General features: G+C 44.7%; 11 protein-coding genes, 2 tRNA genes and 3 rRNA genes. 8 read left to right on the forward strand and 8 right to left on the reverse strand.

Features of this window, described 5'->3' with window-relative positions:
- Nucleotides 1-291 precede the first annotated feature (291 nt).
- From BM528_RS15270 to BM528_RS15290, 5 genes are all read left to right on the forward strand, one after another.
- Complete coding sequence (locus BM528_RS15270) at nucleotides 292-1,113, forward strand: sulfite exporter TauE/SafE family protein (protein ID WP_071980574.1); 822 nt, start codon at nucleotides 292-294, stop codon at nucleotides 1,111-1,113.
- Nucleotides 1,114-1,160: 47 nt separating this feature from the next.
- Nucleotides 1,161-2,327: a pyridoxal phosphate-dependent aminotransferase gene (locus BM528_RS15275; RefSeq protein ID WP_071980575.1), complete on the forward strand. Its 1,167-nt coding sequence runs from the start codon at nucleotides 1,161-1,163 to the stop codon at nucleotides 2,325-2,327.
- 274 nt (nucleotides 2,328-2,601) lie between these two features.
- Nucleotides 2,602-2,967 carry a response regulator gene (locus BM528_RS15280; RefSeq protein WP_071980576.1) on the forward strand — a complete coding sequence of 122 codons (366 nt, stop codon included), beginning with the start codon at nucleotides 2,602-2,604 and terminating at the stop codon, nucleotides 2,965-2,967.
- Nucleotides 2,964-3,548 carry a chemotaxis protein CheX gene (locus BM528_RS15285; RefSeq protein WP_071980577.1) on the forward strand — a complete coding sequence of 195 codons (585 nt, stop codon included), beginning with the start codon at nucleotides 2,964-2,966 and terminating at the stop codon, nucleotides 3,546-3,548. Before BM528_RS15280 ends, BM528_RS15285 begins: the two co-directional genes overlap by 4 nt.
- On the forward strand, nucleotides 3,548-4,864 hold the full coding sequence (locus BM528_RS15290; RefSeq protein ID WP_071980578.1) for a sensor histidine kinase: 1,317 nt from the start codon (nucleotides 3,548-3,550) through the stop codon (nucleotides 4,862-4,864). Before BM528_RS15285 ends, BM528_RS15290 begins: the two co-directional genes overlap by 1 nt.
- Nucleotides 4,865-4,883: 19 nt before the next feature.
- On the opposite strand, the gene BM528_RS15295 is transcribed toward BM528_RS15290, so the two are convergent.
- The 6 genes from BM528_RS15295 to BM528_RS15320 all read right to left on the reverse strand — a co-directional run bounded on the left by BM528_RS15295 (nucleotide 4,884) and on the right by BM528_RS15320 (nucleotide 11,539).
- Nucleotides 4,884-5,906 (reverse strand): MBL fold metallo-hydrolase, encoded by a 1,023-nt coding sequence (locus BM528_RS15295; protein ID WP_071981351.1) that lies wholly within the window; start codon nucleotides 5,904-5,906, stop codon nucleotides 4,884-4,886.
- Nucleotides 5,907-6,101: 195 nt separating this feature from the next.
- Nucleotides 6,102-6,217: ribosomal RNA gene (gene rrf, locus BM528_RS15300) — 5S ribosomal RNA — on the reverse strand.
- 227 nt (nucleotides 6,218-6,444) lie between these two features.
- Nucleotides 6,445-9,337: ribosomal RNA gene (locus BM528_RS15305) — 23S ribosomal RNA — on the reverse strand.
- 396 nt (nucleotides 9,338-9,733) lie between these two features.
- Nucleotides 9,734-9,810, reverse strand: a tRNA-Ile gene (locus BM528_RS15310).
- Nucleotides 9,811-9,856: 46 nt separating this feature from the next.
- A tRNA-Ala gene (locus BM528_RS15315) sits at nucleotides 9,857-9,932 on the reverse strand.
- A gap of 79 nt (nucleotides 9,933-10,011) precedes the next feature.
- A 16S ribosomal RNA gene (locus BM528_RS15320) occupies nucleotides 10,012-11,539 on the reverse strand.
- The 16S, 23S and 5S rRNA genes sit together here with 2 tRNA genes alongside, the layout of an rRNA operon.
- Nucleotides 11,540-12,035: 496 nt before the next feature.
- On the opposite strand from BM528_RS15320, the gene BM528_RS15325 reads away from it, so the two are divergent.
- Nucleotides 12,036-12,503 carry an RNA recognition motif domain-containing protein gene (locus BM528_RS15325; protein ID WP_071980579.1) on the forward strand — a complete coding sequence of 156 codons (468 nt, stop codon included), beginning with the start codon at nucleotides 12,036-12,038 and terminating at the stop codon, nucleotides 12,501-12,503.
- Between the two features lie 53 nt (nucleotides 12,504-12,556).
- Here the strand turns inward: BM528_RS15325 and BM528_RS15330 are convergent, their stop codons facing one another.
- A complete protein-coding gene (locus tag BM528_RS15330; RefSeq protein WP_071980580.1) occupies nucleotides 12,557-13,873 on the reverse strand; it encodes a DUF5610 domain-containing protein in 1,317 nt (438 codons plus the stop codon).
- A 226-nt stretch (nucleotides 13,874-14,099) separates the two neighbouring features.
- On the opposite strand from BM528_RS15330, the gene trmA reads away from it, so the two are divergent.
- Nucleotides 14,100-15,194, forward strand: coding sequence for a tRNA (uridine(54)-C5)-methyltransferase TrmA (trmA, locus tag BM528_RS15335; protein WP_071980581.1), 1,095 nt, complete (start codon nucleotides 14,100-14,102; stop codon nucleotides 15,192-15,194).
- 123 nt (nucleotides 15,195-15,317) lie between these two features.
- Here the strand turns inward: trmA and fabR are convergent, their stop codons facing one another.
- Nucleotides 15,318-15,911, reverse strand: a complete 594-nt coding sequence (gene fabR / locus BM528_RS15340) for an HTH-type transcriptional repressor FabR (protein ID WP_071980582.1) — start codon at nucleotides 15,909-15,911, stop codon at nucleotides 15,318-15,320.
- A 186-nt stretch (nucleotides 15,912-16,097) separates the two neighbouring features.
- Here fabR and BM528_RS15345 point away from each other — a divergent pair, with 186 nt between their 5' ends.
- Nucleotides 16,098-17,225 (forward strand): acyl-CoA desaturase, encoded by a 1,128-nt coding sequence (locus BM528_RS15345; protein ID WP_071980583.1) that lies wholly within the window; start codon nucleotides 16,098-16,100, stop codon nucleotides 17,223-17,225.
- The last annotated feature ends 52 nt before the right edge of the window (nucleotides 17,226-17,277 follow it).

Genomic DNA, 17,277 nt, shown 5'->3' on the forward strand with positions numbered 1-17,277 from the left:
TCTTTCTTCCCTCTCAAGCGAAGAGATCTTAGCTTAATCGCTGATATGAAAATTTTGCTCTTGATGGTGATAATCGGCGGCTTATAAGCGGCCAACATTTAGGTTTGTAACATTTCTGCACAGACTGTGGGCACGGGTGTTTTACAGTCGTGCAGCTTATTTATTTTCAATTTCTTGTTTTGAACATCTCATTGTGAATTTCTTATTTTCAACGTTAAGTACAGCAGTTTGCTCATCAACGAAGTACTTTCAAGCATTTTTAACAGTAATCGTCGACGGAGCTTCAGATAAATGGAAATAGAACTACTGTGGTTTGTAGTTACCTTGTGTATTACCGGCGCTATCGCTGGTCTTACCGCTGGTCTATTCGGAAATGGGGGCGGTTTTGTCGTGGTTCCTGCTCTTCTAGCGGTATTTCCTTTTTTTACTCCACCATCTGAGGAGTTGGTAAAAGTAGCTATTGGTACCTCATTGGCCTCAATCGTGGTATCGAGCGCACGATCTGTTATTGCCCACAGGGCACGAGGTGCCGTCGATTTCGATATACTCCGTTCATGGAGTATTTGGCTGATTTTGGGCGTTATAGGAGGTGTGGCCATTGCAGGCAACACTAGTTCAGATGCCCTAACCGTGGTGTTCGCATCTGGGGTTCTCTTGTACTCTGTGTATTTTCTCTTTCCAGAATTCGTAGTGCGTCCCGGGCTTGTATTTGAAATGCCTTCCGGCAAAGGCAAAGCGCTTTTGGCTTTTGTTCTCGGAGGCTTTTCTGCATTGCTCGGCATAGGTGGCGGTACGCCAACGGTTATTACCATGGTGATGTGTCAGCGCTCTATTCAGCAAGCGGTTGCTACCGCTGCAGGAGTTGGCTTTTTAATTGGTTTACCTGGCGCGGTGGGCTTTTTATTTATGACCAACTCTCAGTCTTCTTCTCTCCCATTCGGCACCTTTGGGTATATCAATTTGCCTGCACTTATCGCTATAAGCATAGGTGCTATTTTCACGGCGCCTATTGGCGCAAAAATGGCGCATAACTTTAGTGAAATAAAGCTCAAACGCTTGTTTGGAATTTATTTGGTTATTGTATCTAGCGCCATGTTTTACAAAGCCATTTAAGTCGTAAATCACTGTGACTATTACTGCTATGAAAAAGGAATAACACTATGACAATCAATCGCTCTAGACGCCTGTTTTTAGGGGGCAGTGCTGCAGCTACCGCGATGGGCGCTAGCGGTATTGTTACCACATTGGGAGCTCAAGCAGCTTCAAGCTCTTCTCAGCACCTTTATGGACCAAAACCTGGGGTAGCAAAACTTGATGCCAATGAAAATCCGTTTGGTCCCAGCCCATCTGCGCTTAAAGCAATATCTGAGGCTGCGTCTCAAGGCGGTGCATACTATGCCTACCCTGCCGCTATGCGCTTAATTGATATGATTGCTGAGCGTCATAGTATTGATAAGAAAAATATTTCACTTAGCGCAGGGTCTAGCCCGATACTTTCTTATACAGCATTAGCGGCTTGTGATAAGGGTAAAATTCTTGGGCCTGATCTATTTTGGGATACCACGTCTAGAGCACCAGAGAAACAAGGGGGACCTGAGATTATACGTGTCCCGAATACCGCTTCACTAGACATAGACCTAGAAGCTATTTATAGCGCAATAGACGACACTATTAGTATGGTGCATATATGTAACCCCAATAATCCAACAGGGAAAATTCTCGAACCTTCCGCGCTTCGCGAGTTCTGTATTAAGGCATCAAAGAAAACCTTGGTACTGGTTGATGAAGCTTACAACGAACTTACTGATGCACCGCCAAAACACACAATGATTCCTCTTGTAAAAGCAGGCCACAATATAGTGGTAGCACGCACATTCTCAAAGATTTATGGTCTTGCCGGCATGAGAGTTGGCTACCTTATTGCCTCAGAACAAAATACCGAATGGATTAACAAGTACGGTATGGGCAATTACACGCTTAACCAAGCAGGCTTAGCAGCTGCTATAGCGAGCTACAACGATGATGCCTTTTTAAGCTTTTCAAAAGAAAAAATTCTTGAAGGAAGAGGCATGGTCATGGACGCAGTTAAAGCTAATGGTTTGACAGCGCTACCATCAAGTACTAACTTTGTGTTTGTGAATTTGGGAGATGGAAACGCGGAGTATTTTCGCCAGGCCATGGCTGAGCAAAATGTTTTAATTCGCGGCATTTATCGAACGTATACCAATTGGTCTAGAGTAAGTATGGGTAAAATTGCTGACGTTAAGCGCTATGTAGACGCTATACCATCCTCTATCGAAAAGATGTACAAACTACAAAACAGCTAATTAACGTCGTCCAAGCTTATAATAGTCTTTATGTTCACCGCTGCGCCTGTTCAATAGGCGCACTGTTTTGTTATTTTCAGTTACTCCATCCCACATTCTTTCATTTTTAGACTTAAAGTATAATACGCACAAAAGTCACTTCTGCCATATAATTGAAACATGAGAGAGAACTGCACACTGTGAAACTTTTTTATATAGATTGTTGCAGTAACGCTAATCTTGCACATACTTTACTACTGGGCAAACACGATAATGCCATCTAGGAGACTTTTTAATGTCGATATCTGTTTTAGTTGCTGATGACTCTAAGCTGTCAAGACGCAGTGTGATTCGTGCATTACCAGAGGATTTAGAATATGCCATCTGTGAAGCCACAAATGGCAAAGAAGCAATTGAACTACTTTCTGATACATCCTTTGACTTGGTTTTGCTCGACCTGACTATGCCGGAAGTTGACGGCGTAGGCGTATTAGAATACTTAAGCGACAAAGCTGATGCACCGAACGTTATCGTTATTAGCGCTGACTTTCAGCCAGAAAAGCAAAAAATCGTTACCTCTCTTGGCGCAAAGCGCTTTTTAAGAAAACCTTTAGACAAAGAAGAGCTCGCTATGGCGATGTTCGAATTGGGGTACTTATGAGTATTGTGTTACCACTTGACGAGGATCAAAGAGACGCACTCCAAGAACTTCTTAATATATCTATGGGACAGGCGGCCAATTCGCTAGCACAACTGATTGAAACAAAGATTGATATTTCAATTCCCAAAATTGCAACAGTTACGCCAAGTGAGCTGTATAGTTTACTGTTTGAAACAACAGACTCCTTCTATACTCGCCAATCCTTTTTAGGCGATATACATGGTGAGGTGATGTCGGTGCTATCGCAATCGGGGTTAGCAGAGGTAGCGAAGCTAATGGACTACGACGAGCCTCTTGATAAAGAAGATGTGCAAGAAATTATTCTTGAGCTTTGTAATATACTGGCCGGCGCTTGTTTATCAGGTCTTTCAGATCAGCTAGAGTTAACTACGAATTTGAATATGCCAACGCTATTTCAACCTGAAAAGTCTAATTTTAGCGACTTGCAATGGCAGCACACTCTGGTGATGGAAGTGCAGTTTATTATTGCGATATCATCATTTAGCATGCGCGTTGTGTTTTGTTTAGACGATGAGTCTCTTGCCAGAATGAAAACAACATTGGATGAGCTACTAGGCTAATGTTCGAACAACTCGTTAGCAAACTTCCCGTAGGTATCGGCATTGTTGACGAACAATTCAACGTGGTTTATCTAAACGACTTTTTCTTAGACAGGCTGCCCCATGAGCTACGCAAGAATTACAAAGAGCAGCCGGTTACTGATCTCTTTAAGGGGCAAGGTAAGTTTTTACAAAGGCGTCTGAAATCAGTCTTTGTTCTGCAACATCCTAGCTTTAGTTACTGGGAACAGCGCCCTCACATATTTCCGTTCAAAAGTAGCCGCCCTATCACGGGCGAAGAAACTCAGATGTATCAAAATATGGAAATAATTCCCATAAAGGATAATTCATCTGGTAGAAAGCTAGCCTGCATATTCCTTCAAGACGTCACCGCTCAGGCTAGCTACTTTAGAGCGCAGCAAAAACTGTCGCAGGCGCTGAAAAAAGAACACGCGGAACAGCGGAAGCTGATCCGAAAATTAGACACGGCACAAAGCCAGCTTATTCAAGCTGAAAAAATGGCTTCAACGGGACAACTCGCTGCCGGCATCGCCCACGAAATAAATAACCCAATTGGTTTTGTAACCGCAAACTTAGATACACTATCTCAGTATGCCACTCATCTTTTGTCTATTTGCGATGGCGTAGAGTCGCAAATCACACACTTTACCGAAGAGATGCAGGAACAAATACAGTCTCTCTACGATAGCAATCACTATGCATTACTAAAAGACGACATTACTGAGCTGATTGATGAGTCTAGCGAAGGCCTTACCCGAGTAAGAGATATTGTAGAAAACCTCAAAAACTTCTCTTTAGAAACTGCAGAAGGCTACCAAACTATCGAAGTGTGCACGGTCGCTAAACAGCTTATCACCCTGATATCTGCACAATATGCAAAACCAGAGTATAAGTTTGAGTGTGCCCATGAAAAATTAGAAGTTATTGGCGATCCTGGAACACTGAAGCAAGCCCTTATGAACGTTATGGTGAATTCTGCACAAGCGATAGAAGACAAAGGATTTATAAAACTTTCTATTGTTGAACACGACAACGACATTAGCTTTAAAATACTCGACAGTGGCTGTGGTATTGAGCAAAAAAATCTCAAACGAATATTCGAGCCTTTCTTTACCACAAAACCCGAGGGGCAAGGGCAGGGACTTGGATTATCTGTTGCTTATACCGCTATAGAAAAGCACAACGGAAAAGTATCGATAAGCAGCAAGGAAGGTAAAGGGACGGTTGTTCAAATTACCATTCCCAAATATCCCGCGCAGAACGTTCAGCAAGAGGAAGACAGCGCTAGTGAGCAGCCTGAGCAGGAAAACCTATAGCGCTTGTGCAGTTATCAACTCAAACGTTTACTGTAGCGCCACAAAACTTGTAAACCCCTCTATCATCTAGCGTTCTCTTAAGCGTGTTATTAGCCACTAAATAATTCATATGTGCGTAACACTCGGCAACTGCGAACACCATATTTCTACTCGACAGTTCTCGTTTAAACATAACGGGAAGCAAATCTGAAATTGATTGCGGCGTATGGCAAGCTTCAGTAAGTGCATCAAGGTGTTTATGGTGATGGCTAAGTAGCTCGTCAACTCGTTCGTGAAGACCAACAAATGGCAACTTGTGAGCTGGCAATACCACTGTGTTTTCAGGAAGTGCTTTAAATGGCGGCAATGTAGTCAGGTAATCATTTAGCGTAAGCGCTTCTGGCTCAGTAGAGTATGCCCCAATATTTGGAGTAATCATGGGCAGAATATGATCTCCAGAAATCAGTACGCCTTTGTTAGCGTTATACAAACAGGCGTGTTCGGGCGAGTGCCCTCTTCCTATCAGAACCTGCCACTCACTACTACCAAACAATAAAGTGTCATTGTGCTTGAGGCGCGTGTAACTCATTGGTATCGGCGATACAACCTGACTAAACCCCTTTCCATCCCCTTGTGTCAGTTTCTCGATAAGCTCTTTATCTAGCCCTGCTCTATTGTAGTAATCGATATCTCGTTGATTCGACGCACCGTTTTTCCCAGCGCAAAAAGCTCTGGCGGTAAAGTATTCGGTTTGCGACATGTAAAATGGCACATTAAACTCATCAGCAATCCATCCCCCTAGGCCAACGTGGTCTGGATGAAGATGAGTGACAACAACACCGGTAATACGACCATCAATTTTTTTAAAAATTTGCTGCCACAGCTTTTTAGTTGTGCTTGTGCCAATTCCTGTGTCGACTACCACCCAGCCGTCACCGTCTTTAATAAGATAAAGATTGATATGATCTAACTCGAAAGGCAAAGGCATGGTTAGCCACAACACACCGTCAGCAATTTCAAAGACCTCGCCAGGCTCGGGCTGTTTGTCGGCTAGATACTGCATCCCCATAATTTCCTTTCTCCCAAACACAAAAAACCCGCCGTTAGGCGGGTTTAGTGGTGCAAAATCGTGACGCTCTTTGTCGCGACTTTTGCGCAAGGAAGACACACAGTACCCTCAGTTTTTGACTACAGAGTACTCGCTTTGCTTCCTAACGAAAAAGCCCTTGTCGTAAGACAAGGGCTTTTCGAAATAAGGACCTGGCAGTGTCCTACTCTCACATGGGGAAACCCCACACTACCATCGGCGCTAATACGTTTCACTTCTGAGTTCGGAATGGAGTCAGGTGGTACCGTATCGCTATGGCTGCCAGGAAAAACTTTTAGTGCAGAATCACGATGCTTTTTGTCGTGACTTCTGCGCAAGGAGGACTAACAGTACTCTTTAGAGTCTATTTAATCATCGTTGCTTAATAACTAACAAATCGGAAAGTTTAATATTAATTCAATCAGTGAGTAACTTACTTTTTACTCTATCTTGCTTTTAGCTTGTCTTTGCTTACAACGCCAACTTCTCTTCGAAGCCTTTTAGGCGTTGTTGTATGGTTAAGCCTCTCGGGCAATTAGTACAGGTTAGCTTAACGCCTTACAACGCTTCCACACCCTGCCTATCAACGTCATCGTCTATAACAACCCTTCCAGACCTTAAAGGTCAGGGATGACTCATCTCTGGGCCGGCTTCCCGCTTAGATGCTTTCAGCGGTTATCCGTTCCGAACGTAGCTACCGGGCAATGCCATTGGCATGACAACCCGAACACCAGCGGTTCGTCCACTCCGGTCCTCTCGTACTAGGAGCAGCTCCCATCAATCATCCAACGCCCACACCAGATAGGGACCGAACTGTCTCACGACGTTCTAAACCCAGCTCGCGTACCACTTTAAATGGCGAACAGCCATACCCTTGGGACCGACTTCAGCCCCAGGATGTGATGAGCCGACATCGAGGTGCCAAACACCGCCGTCGATATGAACTCTTGGGCGGTATCAGCCTGTTATCCCCGGAGTACCTTTTATCCGTTGAGCGATGGCCCTTCCATACAGAACCACCGGATCACTATGACCTACTTTCGTACCTGCTCGACGTGTCTGTCTCGCAGTTAAGCTAGCTTATGCCATTGCACTAACCTCACGATGTCCGACCGTGATTAGCTAACCTTCGTGCTCCTCCGTTACTATTTGGGAGGAGACCGCCCCAGTCAAACTACCCACCAGACACTGTCCACAATCCCGATAAGGGACCAATGTTAGAACATCAAACATACAAGGGTGGTATTTCAAGGACGGCTCCACACAATCTAGCGACTGTGCTTCGAAGCCTCCCACCTATCCTACACATGTAGGTTCAATGTTCAGTGCCAAGCTGTAGTAAAGGTTCACGGGGTCTTTCCGTCTAGGTGCGGGTACACAGCATCTTCACTGCGATTTCAATTTCACTGAGTCTCGGGTGGAGACAGCGTGGCCATGGTTACACCATTCGTGCAGGTCGGAACTTACCCGACAAGGAATTTCGCTACCTTAGGACCGTTATAGTTACGGCCGCCGTTTACCGGGGCTTCGATCAAGAGCTTCGCTTACGCTAACCCCATCAATTAACCTTCCGGCACCGGGCAGGTGTCACACCCTATACGTCCTCTTACGAGTTTGCAGAGTGCTGTGTTTTTAATAAACAGTCCCAGCCACCTGGTCACTGCGGCCTCCATTTGCTTACCACGCGAAGTGTTCACAAACAGAGGCGTACCTTCTCCCGAAGTTACGGTACAATTTTGCCGAGTTCCTTCACCCGAGTTCTCTCAAGCGCCTTAGTATTCTCTACCTGACCACCTGTGTCGGTTTGGGGTACGGTTCATATAATCATAAGTTTAGAAGCTTTTCCTGGAAGCAGGGCATCAACAACTTCACTCCCTTGGGAGCTCGTCTCGCGTCTCAGCTTTAAGAACCCGGATTTACCTAAGTTCTCGGCCTACTCGCTTTCACTTGGACAACCAACGCCAAGCTTGCCTAGCCTTCTCCGTCCCTCCATCACTGATTATATAAGTACGGAAATATTAATCCGTTTCCCATCGACTACGCATTTCTGCCTCGCCTTAGGGGCCGACTTACCCTGCCCTGATTAGCATGGGACAGGAAACCTTGGTCTTCCGGCGTGGGAGTTTTTCACTCCCATTATCGTTACTCATGTCAGCATTCGCACTTGTGATATGTCCAGCAAGCTTTACAACTCACCTTCATCCACTTACACAACGCTCCCCTACCCAGCACAGTAAACTGTGCTGCCGCAGCTTCGGTATATTGCTTAGCCCCGTTACATCTTCCGCGCAGGCCGACTCGACTAGTGAGCTATTACGCTTTCTTTAAAGGGTGGCTGCTTCTAAGCCAACCTCCTAGCTGTCTATGCCTTCCCACATCGTTTCCCACTTAGCAATATTTTGGGACCTTAGCTGGCGGTCTGGGTTGTTTCCCTCTCCACGACGGACGTTAGCACCCGCCGTGTGTCTCCCGGATAGTTCTCATTGGTATTCGGAGTTTGCAAAGGGTTGGTAAGTCGGGATGACCCCCTAGCCTTAACAGTGCTCTACCCCCAATGGAATTCGTCCGAGGCTCTACCTAAATAGATTTCGGGGAGAACCAGCTATCTCCCGGTTTGATTGGCCTTTCACCCCCAGCCACAAGTCATCCGCTGACTTTTCAACGTCAGTCGGTTCGGTCCTCCAGTTGATGTTACTCAACCTTCAACCTGCCCATGGCTAGATCACCGGGTTTCGGGTCTATACCTAGCAACTCAACGCGCAGTTAACACTCGCTTTCGCTACGGCTCCGCTATTCGCTTAACCTTGCTACTAAATATAAGTCGCTGACCCATTATACAAAAGGTACGCAGTCACCCCATCACTAAGCACCCTGCTTGGGGCTCCCACTGCTTGTACGTATACGGTTTCAGGTTCTATTTCACTCCCCTCACAGGGGTTCTTTTCGCCTTTCCCTCACGGTACTGGTTCACTATCGGTCAGTTAGGAGTATTTAGCCTTGGAGGATGGTCCCCCCATATTCAGTCAAGATAACACGTGTCCCGACCTACTCGATTTCACTGTAAAGCACGCTACGTGTACGGGGCTATCACCCTGTATCGCTCCTCTTCCCAAAGGATTCCACTACACACTAAACAGCTTAAGGGCTGCTCCCCGTTCGCTCGCCGCTACTAGGGGAATCTCAATTGATTTCTTTTCCTAAGGGTACTTAGATGTTTCAGTTCCCCTCGTTCGCCTCGTTACACTATGTATTCATGTAACGATACCTGTAAACAGGTGGGTTTCCCCATTCGGACATCTGTGGCTCAAATGCATTTTGTCGGCTCACCACAGCTTTTCGCAGACTTACACGTCCTTCATCGCCTCTAACTGCCAAGGCATCCACCGTATACGCTTCGTCACTTAACCATACAACAACCCTAAAAAGCCTTGAGTATCGGCCTCATGTCCGCCTTTTGAATTCGGACAAGGGTAATGTTGCATGCATGACAAGCTAATCGGAAGAATTGCCTTGCTATCAATCAATGTTGATAACAAGCAATTCAAGTCAAGTAGAGTAAAAAGTACGTCTTTCGACTTCTCAGTTACTCAATTTTGATTGATTACTATTAATATCAGCTTTCCAAATTGTTAAAGAACTATCGTGCAAAATCATGACGCTTTTTGTCATGACTTTTGCGCAAGGAGGACCTACATTACTCTTTAAAGTATCGTAAATGCTCCCTCAGGGTAAAAAACCCTAATCAATGCTTACTGAAACAGTAAATATTCATTAGGATTTCGGGTCCAACGTGACACAAGAATTGGTAGGCTTGGGCAGACTTGAACTGCCGACCTCACCCTTATCAGGGGTGCGCTCTAACCAGCTGAGCTACAAGCCTTCAGTATACTGCACTTAAACGTTGTTTAAGCTCAGATTCAAGTAGATGGTGGAGCTAAGCAGGATCGAACTGCTGACCTCCTGAATGCAAATCAGGCGCTCTCCCAGCTGAGCTATAGCCCCATAAACTTGTGTCGTTCTTCATTTTTAAACAAGACTATCTGTGTAGGCACTGCATCAAGTGCGTCTATCGACGTAATGGTAAGGAGGTGATCCAACCCCAGGTTCCCCTAGGGTTACCTTGTTACGACTTCACCCCAGTCATGAAACACAAAGTGGTAATCGTCCTCCCGAAGGTTAGACTAACTACTTCTTTTGCATCCCACTCCCATGGTGTGACGGGCGGTGTGTACAAGGCCCGGGAACGTATTCACCGCAGTATTCTGACCTGCGATTACTAGCGATTCCGACTTCATGGAGTCGAGTTGCAGACTCCAATCCGGACTACGACATTCTTTAAGGGGTCCGCTCCACATCACTGTCTCGCTTCCCTCTGTAAATGCCATTGTAGCACGTGTGTAGCCCTACACGTAAGGGCCATGATGACTTGACGTCGTCCCCACCTTCCTCCGGTTTGTCACCGGCAGTCTCCTTAGAGTGCCCAATGCTGGCAACTAAGGACAAGGGTTGCGCTCGTTGCGGGACTTAACCCAACATCTCACGACACGAGCTGACGACAGCCATGCAGCACCTGTGTCAGAGTTCCCGAAGGCACCAATCCATCTCTGGAAAGTTCTCTGCATGTCAAGTGTAGGTAAGGTTCTTCGCGTTGCATCGAATTAAACCACATGCTCCACCGCTTGTGCGGGCCCCCGTCAATTCATTTGAGTTTTAACCTTGCGGCCGTACTCCCCAGGCGGTCTACTTATCGCGTTAGCTTCGCTACTCACGACTTAAAGTCACAAACAGCTAGTAGACAGCGTTTACGGTGTGGACTACCAGGGTATCTAATCCTGTTCGCTACCCACACTTTCGCACATGAGCGTCAGTCTTTGGCCAGGGAGTCGCCTTCGCCACTGATGTTCCTCCAGATATCTACGCATTTCACCGCTACACCTGGAATTCCACTCCCCTCTCCAAGACTCTAGTCTGCCAGTTCTAAATGACCGTCCCAGGTTGAGCCCGGGGCTTTCACATCTAGCTTAACAAACCGCCTGCGTGCGCTTTACGCCCAGTAATTCCGATTAACGCTCGCACCCTCCGTATTACCGCGGCTGCTGGCACGGAGTTAGCCGGTGCTTCTTCTGTTGCTAACGTCACGGTGAGCAGGTATTAACTACTCACTTTTCCTCACAACTGAAAGTGCTTTACAACCCGAAGGCCTTCTTCACACACGCGGCATGGCTGCATCAGGGTTTCCCCCATTGTGCAATATTCCCCACTGCTGCCTCCCGTAGGAGTCTGGGCCGTGTCTCAGTCCCAGTGTGGCTGATCTTCCTCTCAGAACAGCTAGAGATCGTCGCCTTGGTGAGCCTTTACCTCACCAACTAGCTAATCTCACTTGGGCCTCTCTCTGCGCCGGAGCCTAAGCCCCGTTTGGTCCGTAGACGTTATGCGGTATTAGCAGTCGTTTCCAACTGTTATCCCCCTCGCAAAGGCAAGTTCCCAAGCATTACTCACCCGTCCGCCACTCGTCAGCGATGTGCAAGCACATCCTGCTACCGTTCGACTTGCATGTGTTAGGCCTGCCGCCAGCGTTCAATCTGAGCCATGATCAAACTCTTCAATTAAATATAAATATATCGAAATATGAATCGTCGTTGTGACACTCTTAACGAGTGCCCACACAGATTGTCTTGTCTAAATTGTTAAAGAACTAAGTAGCTTCGCTACTTTCCACTAGAAGCCGTTGCTTCTTAGTGGCTCACCCTGCTCGAGTGAGGTGCGCATTTTACATCGTTTGTTTTCGATGTCAACCTTGTTTTTAAACTTTTTATTTGCTTGAAAACTTGGTTTTGCACTTGTTGCTAAGTTGACTTTGTTTTTCTCGAAGCCCCCTCAGAACGTGGAGCGCATTATAGATACCTGATGAGAAAGATCAACAGTTAAATTGGTTTTTTTTGCTTTTTAGCACACTTTTGAGGTTAACCGCTCATTTCTGCATCATATCTACAAGCTCAATGCATCTTTCGGCTAGTTTTTTCACATTTTATTGTTCTAATTGTTACAAATGAGTAAACTGTATACAGCCTCCAACCCCATAATAAACAATAGAAAGGTAGGTATATGAAAGTAGGCTTTATTCAGTGCATTATTATTAGTGCCATTTTTGCGATAGCAGGTTTTTTGTTATTTTCTTCACTTAATATGGAAGTTTCTCCATTAACTGTCTCCGCTGCACTTCTTATCAGCGGTATAGTTACCCCATGGCTGGCTTCTCTTATCCAAAGCTCATCTTCTTCAAATGACGATGTCTCTGCTTCAGTCTCTGCAGATGCCGTTGAAACACTTTACGTTGGTAATCTACCGTATCGTGCGAATGAAAATGCAGTTAAAGAATATTTCAGTAGCTATGCAGAAGTACAATCTGTCCGCTTAATGAAAGATCGTAAAACAGGTAAGAGAAAAGGATATGGCTTTATTGAAGTAGTAGCCAAAGATGTGAACACCGTTATTGAAAAAACAAACGACTCAACTTTTCAGGAACGTACTTTAAAAGTGCGGCCAGCGAAAGAAAAAGTCGAGCATGCATAAATAAGAAAGCCTGGCGGTTCGCCAGGCTTTTTTGATTCTCTTTATTGTTGCTACTATTCAGTAGCTTCAGTTTGATTGCCTATAGTACCTTCCGCTTGTGGCAACCCATCAAGTAATGTCTTATTAAATGAATGGAACCGATTGATCGCTGAAATTAAGTCAGGGATCTGAACATCTTCCATATTACTTATGAGACCAGCAATCAGCGTATTGTAGTCTTCGTTAGACTCCAACGTATTTTCAGCTTTCTCAAACGTATTCATCATTTTCTCTAAATATTGAGACACAGGATTGACTACGTTACCGTACTTACCGCGTTCATCGTTCTCTTCGCTGTAGTGCTGAATATTTTCGTAAGCTTTTAAAACGTCTGTTTGCGTAGAGCGATTTAGCTGCAGCGCATAGCCTACTAATTCTTTATCATCAAACCCCAAACTTAGTGCTTCCTCAAACGCTTTATCTACATCACCTTTATAAAACGTATCTGCAAGATCTTGCACTTGACCAACTAGGTCTGCAATAGACTTCATCTCGGCTTCGTCCAATTCACCTTTAAGAGAAAAGCTTATACCGCTTCTTTCATAAAACTCGAAGGATGTGGTTTGCTGTGCAGCTATGTTCGTCGAGCTGTCACTTCCAGCTTCCCCGATGGTTGATTGCGCCTGAAAGGAAGTTTGCTGCTGTGCTTGGAACGTTCGCAAGCTTTCAAAGCTAAAGGTTACTTCATCGCCGTCTTTGGTGCGAATGCTCAATTGACCAGACTTTTCATCAGACACCGACGCCGCAGATAGGGTAGAAACCTGAGCGACGTTCCCGTTCTCAGAACCTTTACGATTAAAGATGTCAGTTTCTAATTCATCTATACCATTATCGATGAGGTTACGACTCTTGCTGATTCCGTTTTCCAATTCTTCATTCATAAAGCCCGCAAGATCTTTTTCCGCCATGGCAAAGCCTCTACTTACGCCTTCTCTTGCTTGGCTAAATAATCCATTTAACTTTTCATCGCTTGCTCCACCGTTGGCAGCTCCGCGAATTACACCACCTACAAAGCGCATGACATTTTTAGCCACTTCTTCGAAGTCGAATAAGCTTTTGTTTTTCTCTTCAACTTTTTTATCGGCTAACTCTTTAGGCTTTTGCCCGTCTATTTCTAGCGATTGACTGAGGCTACTACTCACCACTCTTAATCCAATACTGGCTTGAGTGCTATTTACAGATACCGTTGAAGCCTGCTGTTTCGAGAACTCAGCAGCTTGCTGAAGTCCGTCTTGCTGAAGCTGTTTTTTTAGTGCCTCATTAGGGTTAACTGCAGCCTTTTGATCAGCTTTTTGCTCTCCCATAAAAGCCTTAATTTGACCCACGTTCATAATTTGATCCTCACTATCCTCATGTACTATATCGGCACCATCTCAATATTGTTTAATTTTAATACAGAAATTTTTACTACGCTTACGAATTAGGTTTGCACATACTGCAGAAGCCTCTACAATTCGCGTCCTTAACGAAAGGTACCGATGAACAACACTTCTACGAAACGATACCGACTAATTTTCAATAATATGCTTTAGGCCCGGTGACCTAATGGAGAAACGAATGGCAGACAACAACTTAGCGCAGTATCAAGAACAACTCGATGAGAAAGTTAGCCGCCTTAATACATTGCTCGGTGAATTTTCTGCGCCAGCATTGTCAGTGTTTCCATCATCACCTGAACATTACCGAATGCGCGCAGAGTTTAGAGTATGGCATGAAGGGGACGATCTTTTTCATATCATGTTCAATCAACAAACAAAGGAAAAGTATCGCGTTGATACGTTCCCACCAGCGTCTGAAGGTATTAACAGAGCAATGGTGGAATTGCTTGATTTAATAAGACCAAATGAAATTTTGCGTCGAAAACTGTTTCAAATAGATTACTTATCGGCTCTTTCTGGAGAAATGGTTATAAGCCTTTTATATCACCGTCAATTAGATAGTGACTGGCAGAACCATGCTCTTCGGTTAAAAGAGTCACTTTCTCAATTTTTTCCAGCGGTAAGTATCATAGGCAGAGCTCGTAAGCAAAAAGTGATAATTGGGAATGACTTCGTTATAGAGAGACTCCCGGTTAATGGCCGTGAGTTTGTTTTCAAGCATATCGAAAACAGTTTTACTCAACCTAATGCTAAAGTGAACTGCAGCATGATTGAGTGGGCTCTAGATTGTGTAAAGCCACTCAGTGGAGATTTGCTTGAAATGTACTGCGGCGCAGGTAACTTTTCTATCCCGCTCGCCATACATTTTGACAATGTCATTGGTACAGAGATCGCAAAACCATCAGTAAACGCAGCCCAATATAATATTGAGCACAATAATTTAGATAACGTAAAAATAGTGCGCTTGGCAGCAGAAGAGTTTACGCAAGCGATGAGAGGTGAACGTACCTTTAGTCGACTTGAGGGTATTGAGCTTAGCGGCTACAACTTTACAACAGTGTTGGTAGACCCACCTCGTGCGGGTTTAGACATAGACTCATTAAAGATGATTCAAGACTATGACAATATCGTTTACATTTCTTGCAACCCAGAAACGCTAGCAGATAATTTAAAGGTGTTGTGTACCACCCATAATGTCGTTAAAACCGCACTATTCGATCAATTTCCTTTTACACACCACATTGAAGCCGGTGTGCTTTTATCAAGAAAGTAAGAATGTGCTGCGTTAGCATATAAAAGATATGCAGTAATGATGAGGTTGGGTGATGAAAAGCAATTATGAGCGTACTGCTTAAACTAACGTTGTGCTGATTAAAGCATTGCTGAACAGCTGGGGCTACTTTTTAACAGTAGCACCAATTTGTACAAACCGAAGCTGCTTTTTAACTTTTTCGCCAATTTCTCCGCGCAACTTATCATCAGCCTCTAGAGCTTCTGCTCCTGCACTAAACACTAGCCTCACCATTGCATCGGCTTGAATTTGCGCTGATGCGTATTCAACGCCCTGTTTTTCAATAATGTAATCAGTGAGCTCATCAATAAAGTGCTGAATTTCTCGAAATACCGCCAGACGATAGGCAGAGGAAGTTCCCGTATGTTCTCTAAGCAGTAGTCTAAAAACATTTGTATTTGCAGCGATAAACTCCATGAACGTCTCTACGGACGTGTGGATAACACCACCACCTGACGCTATGCGACGGCGAGCCTGTCTCATCAACTGCCTGAGCGCTAACCCGGCCTCATCTACCAGAGTCAGGCCCAACTCGTCCATGTCTTTAAAGTGACGATAAAAAGACGTTGGCGCAATACCAGCTTCTCGAGCAACCTCGCGAAGGCTAATGGCAGAAAGACTTCTATTTTCATCCAGAAGCGAAAACGCGGCATGAATTATATTTTGACGGGTTTTTAACTTTTGCTCTTGTCGACTCACGATGACACCAGTTATTAAATCTACGACATGTTACCCCATCATTTGCCGAGAGGCGAAACACAATGCTGTGTAGTGTTCTATAATGATTAAAGTTTAACTATGTTAGCAGAACTTAACCTAGTTTTACTTGCCTGAGAATACATAAAACGATAAATTAGCGAACAGTTGTAAGCCAAGTAGTCAAAAATGAAAAAACCTCCTCTTATATTAACGAACGTGCTGGTATTTATAATATCGGGCGCGATTGCATTTATCGGTGCTCCACTATGGATTGCGCACCGAGGGATAGATTGGGCCGAAATAAGCGCCGCTATCTTTTTATTTTACTTTACCGGTATGTCTATTACTGCTGGGTACCATCGTTTGTGGTCACACAAAACCTACGATGCAAACATTGTAGTGCGCGTAATACTCGCAATTGGCGGCGCGATGGCGCTACAGAACAGCATTTTACATTGGTCGTCTGATCACCGAATTCATCACCGCCACGTTGATGATACAGAGAAAGACCCTTATTCAGCTAAGAAAGGTCTATGGTTTGCTCATATAGGCTGGATGCTAAGAGAGTATCAGTCGAACCGCTATGGCGATTACAGTAACTGCAAAGATTTACAGAAAGACAAAGTGGTTATGTGGCAACACAACTACTACCTTCCAATAGTATTAGTAGCAAACTTCGGTGTGACGGGATTATTAGGCTGGCTGAATGGCGATATTTTAGGAATGTTGCTTATTGCTGGTGTGTTGAGACTTGTTCTAGTTCATCACGTCACTTTTTTCATTAACTCACTTGCACATTTCTGGGGTTCGCAACCTTACACAGATAAGAACACAGCAAGAGATAATGGCGTGCTAGCGTTCTTCACATTTGGTGAGGGTTACCATAACTATCACCATATCTTTGAGTATGACTATCGGAACGGCATTCGCTGGTATCAATTCGATCCAACGAAATGGCTAATCCGAGGTTTATCCTTTGTCGGATTAACAACTAATCTACGAAAAGTACCTGAAGAGCGGATTGAAAAGGCGCTAGCTGCTATGCAGTTACAAAGAGCAAGTGAAAAAGTGTCGCTGCTTCCCAACGCCGACGAAATGATGAATACCATCCAACAAGAATACGACCTGCTTATGCAACGTATGAGCGATTATTATTCGACGAAGAAACGAGTAATGCGTGTTAAGCAAAAATCGTTTCAGCGCACTCTCGAAGGATTCGAGTTGACGTATAAATATAAAGAAATGAAGCATGCATTTGCCGTTCAAAAAGAGAAATGGACACAACTGCAGACCCTCTCTCTACAAATGGCGTAGTATTCTTCCCATTACAACTGTCAATAAAACCACATGCAATTCGTTGCATGTG

Origin of the sequence: Alteromonas sp. RW2A1 (assembly GCF_001886475.1) — a bacterium.
Taxonomy (GTDB): domain Bacteria; phylum Pseudomonadota; class Gammaproteobacteria; order Enterobacterales; family Alteromonadaceae; genus Alteromonas; species Alteromonas hispanica.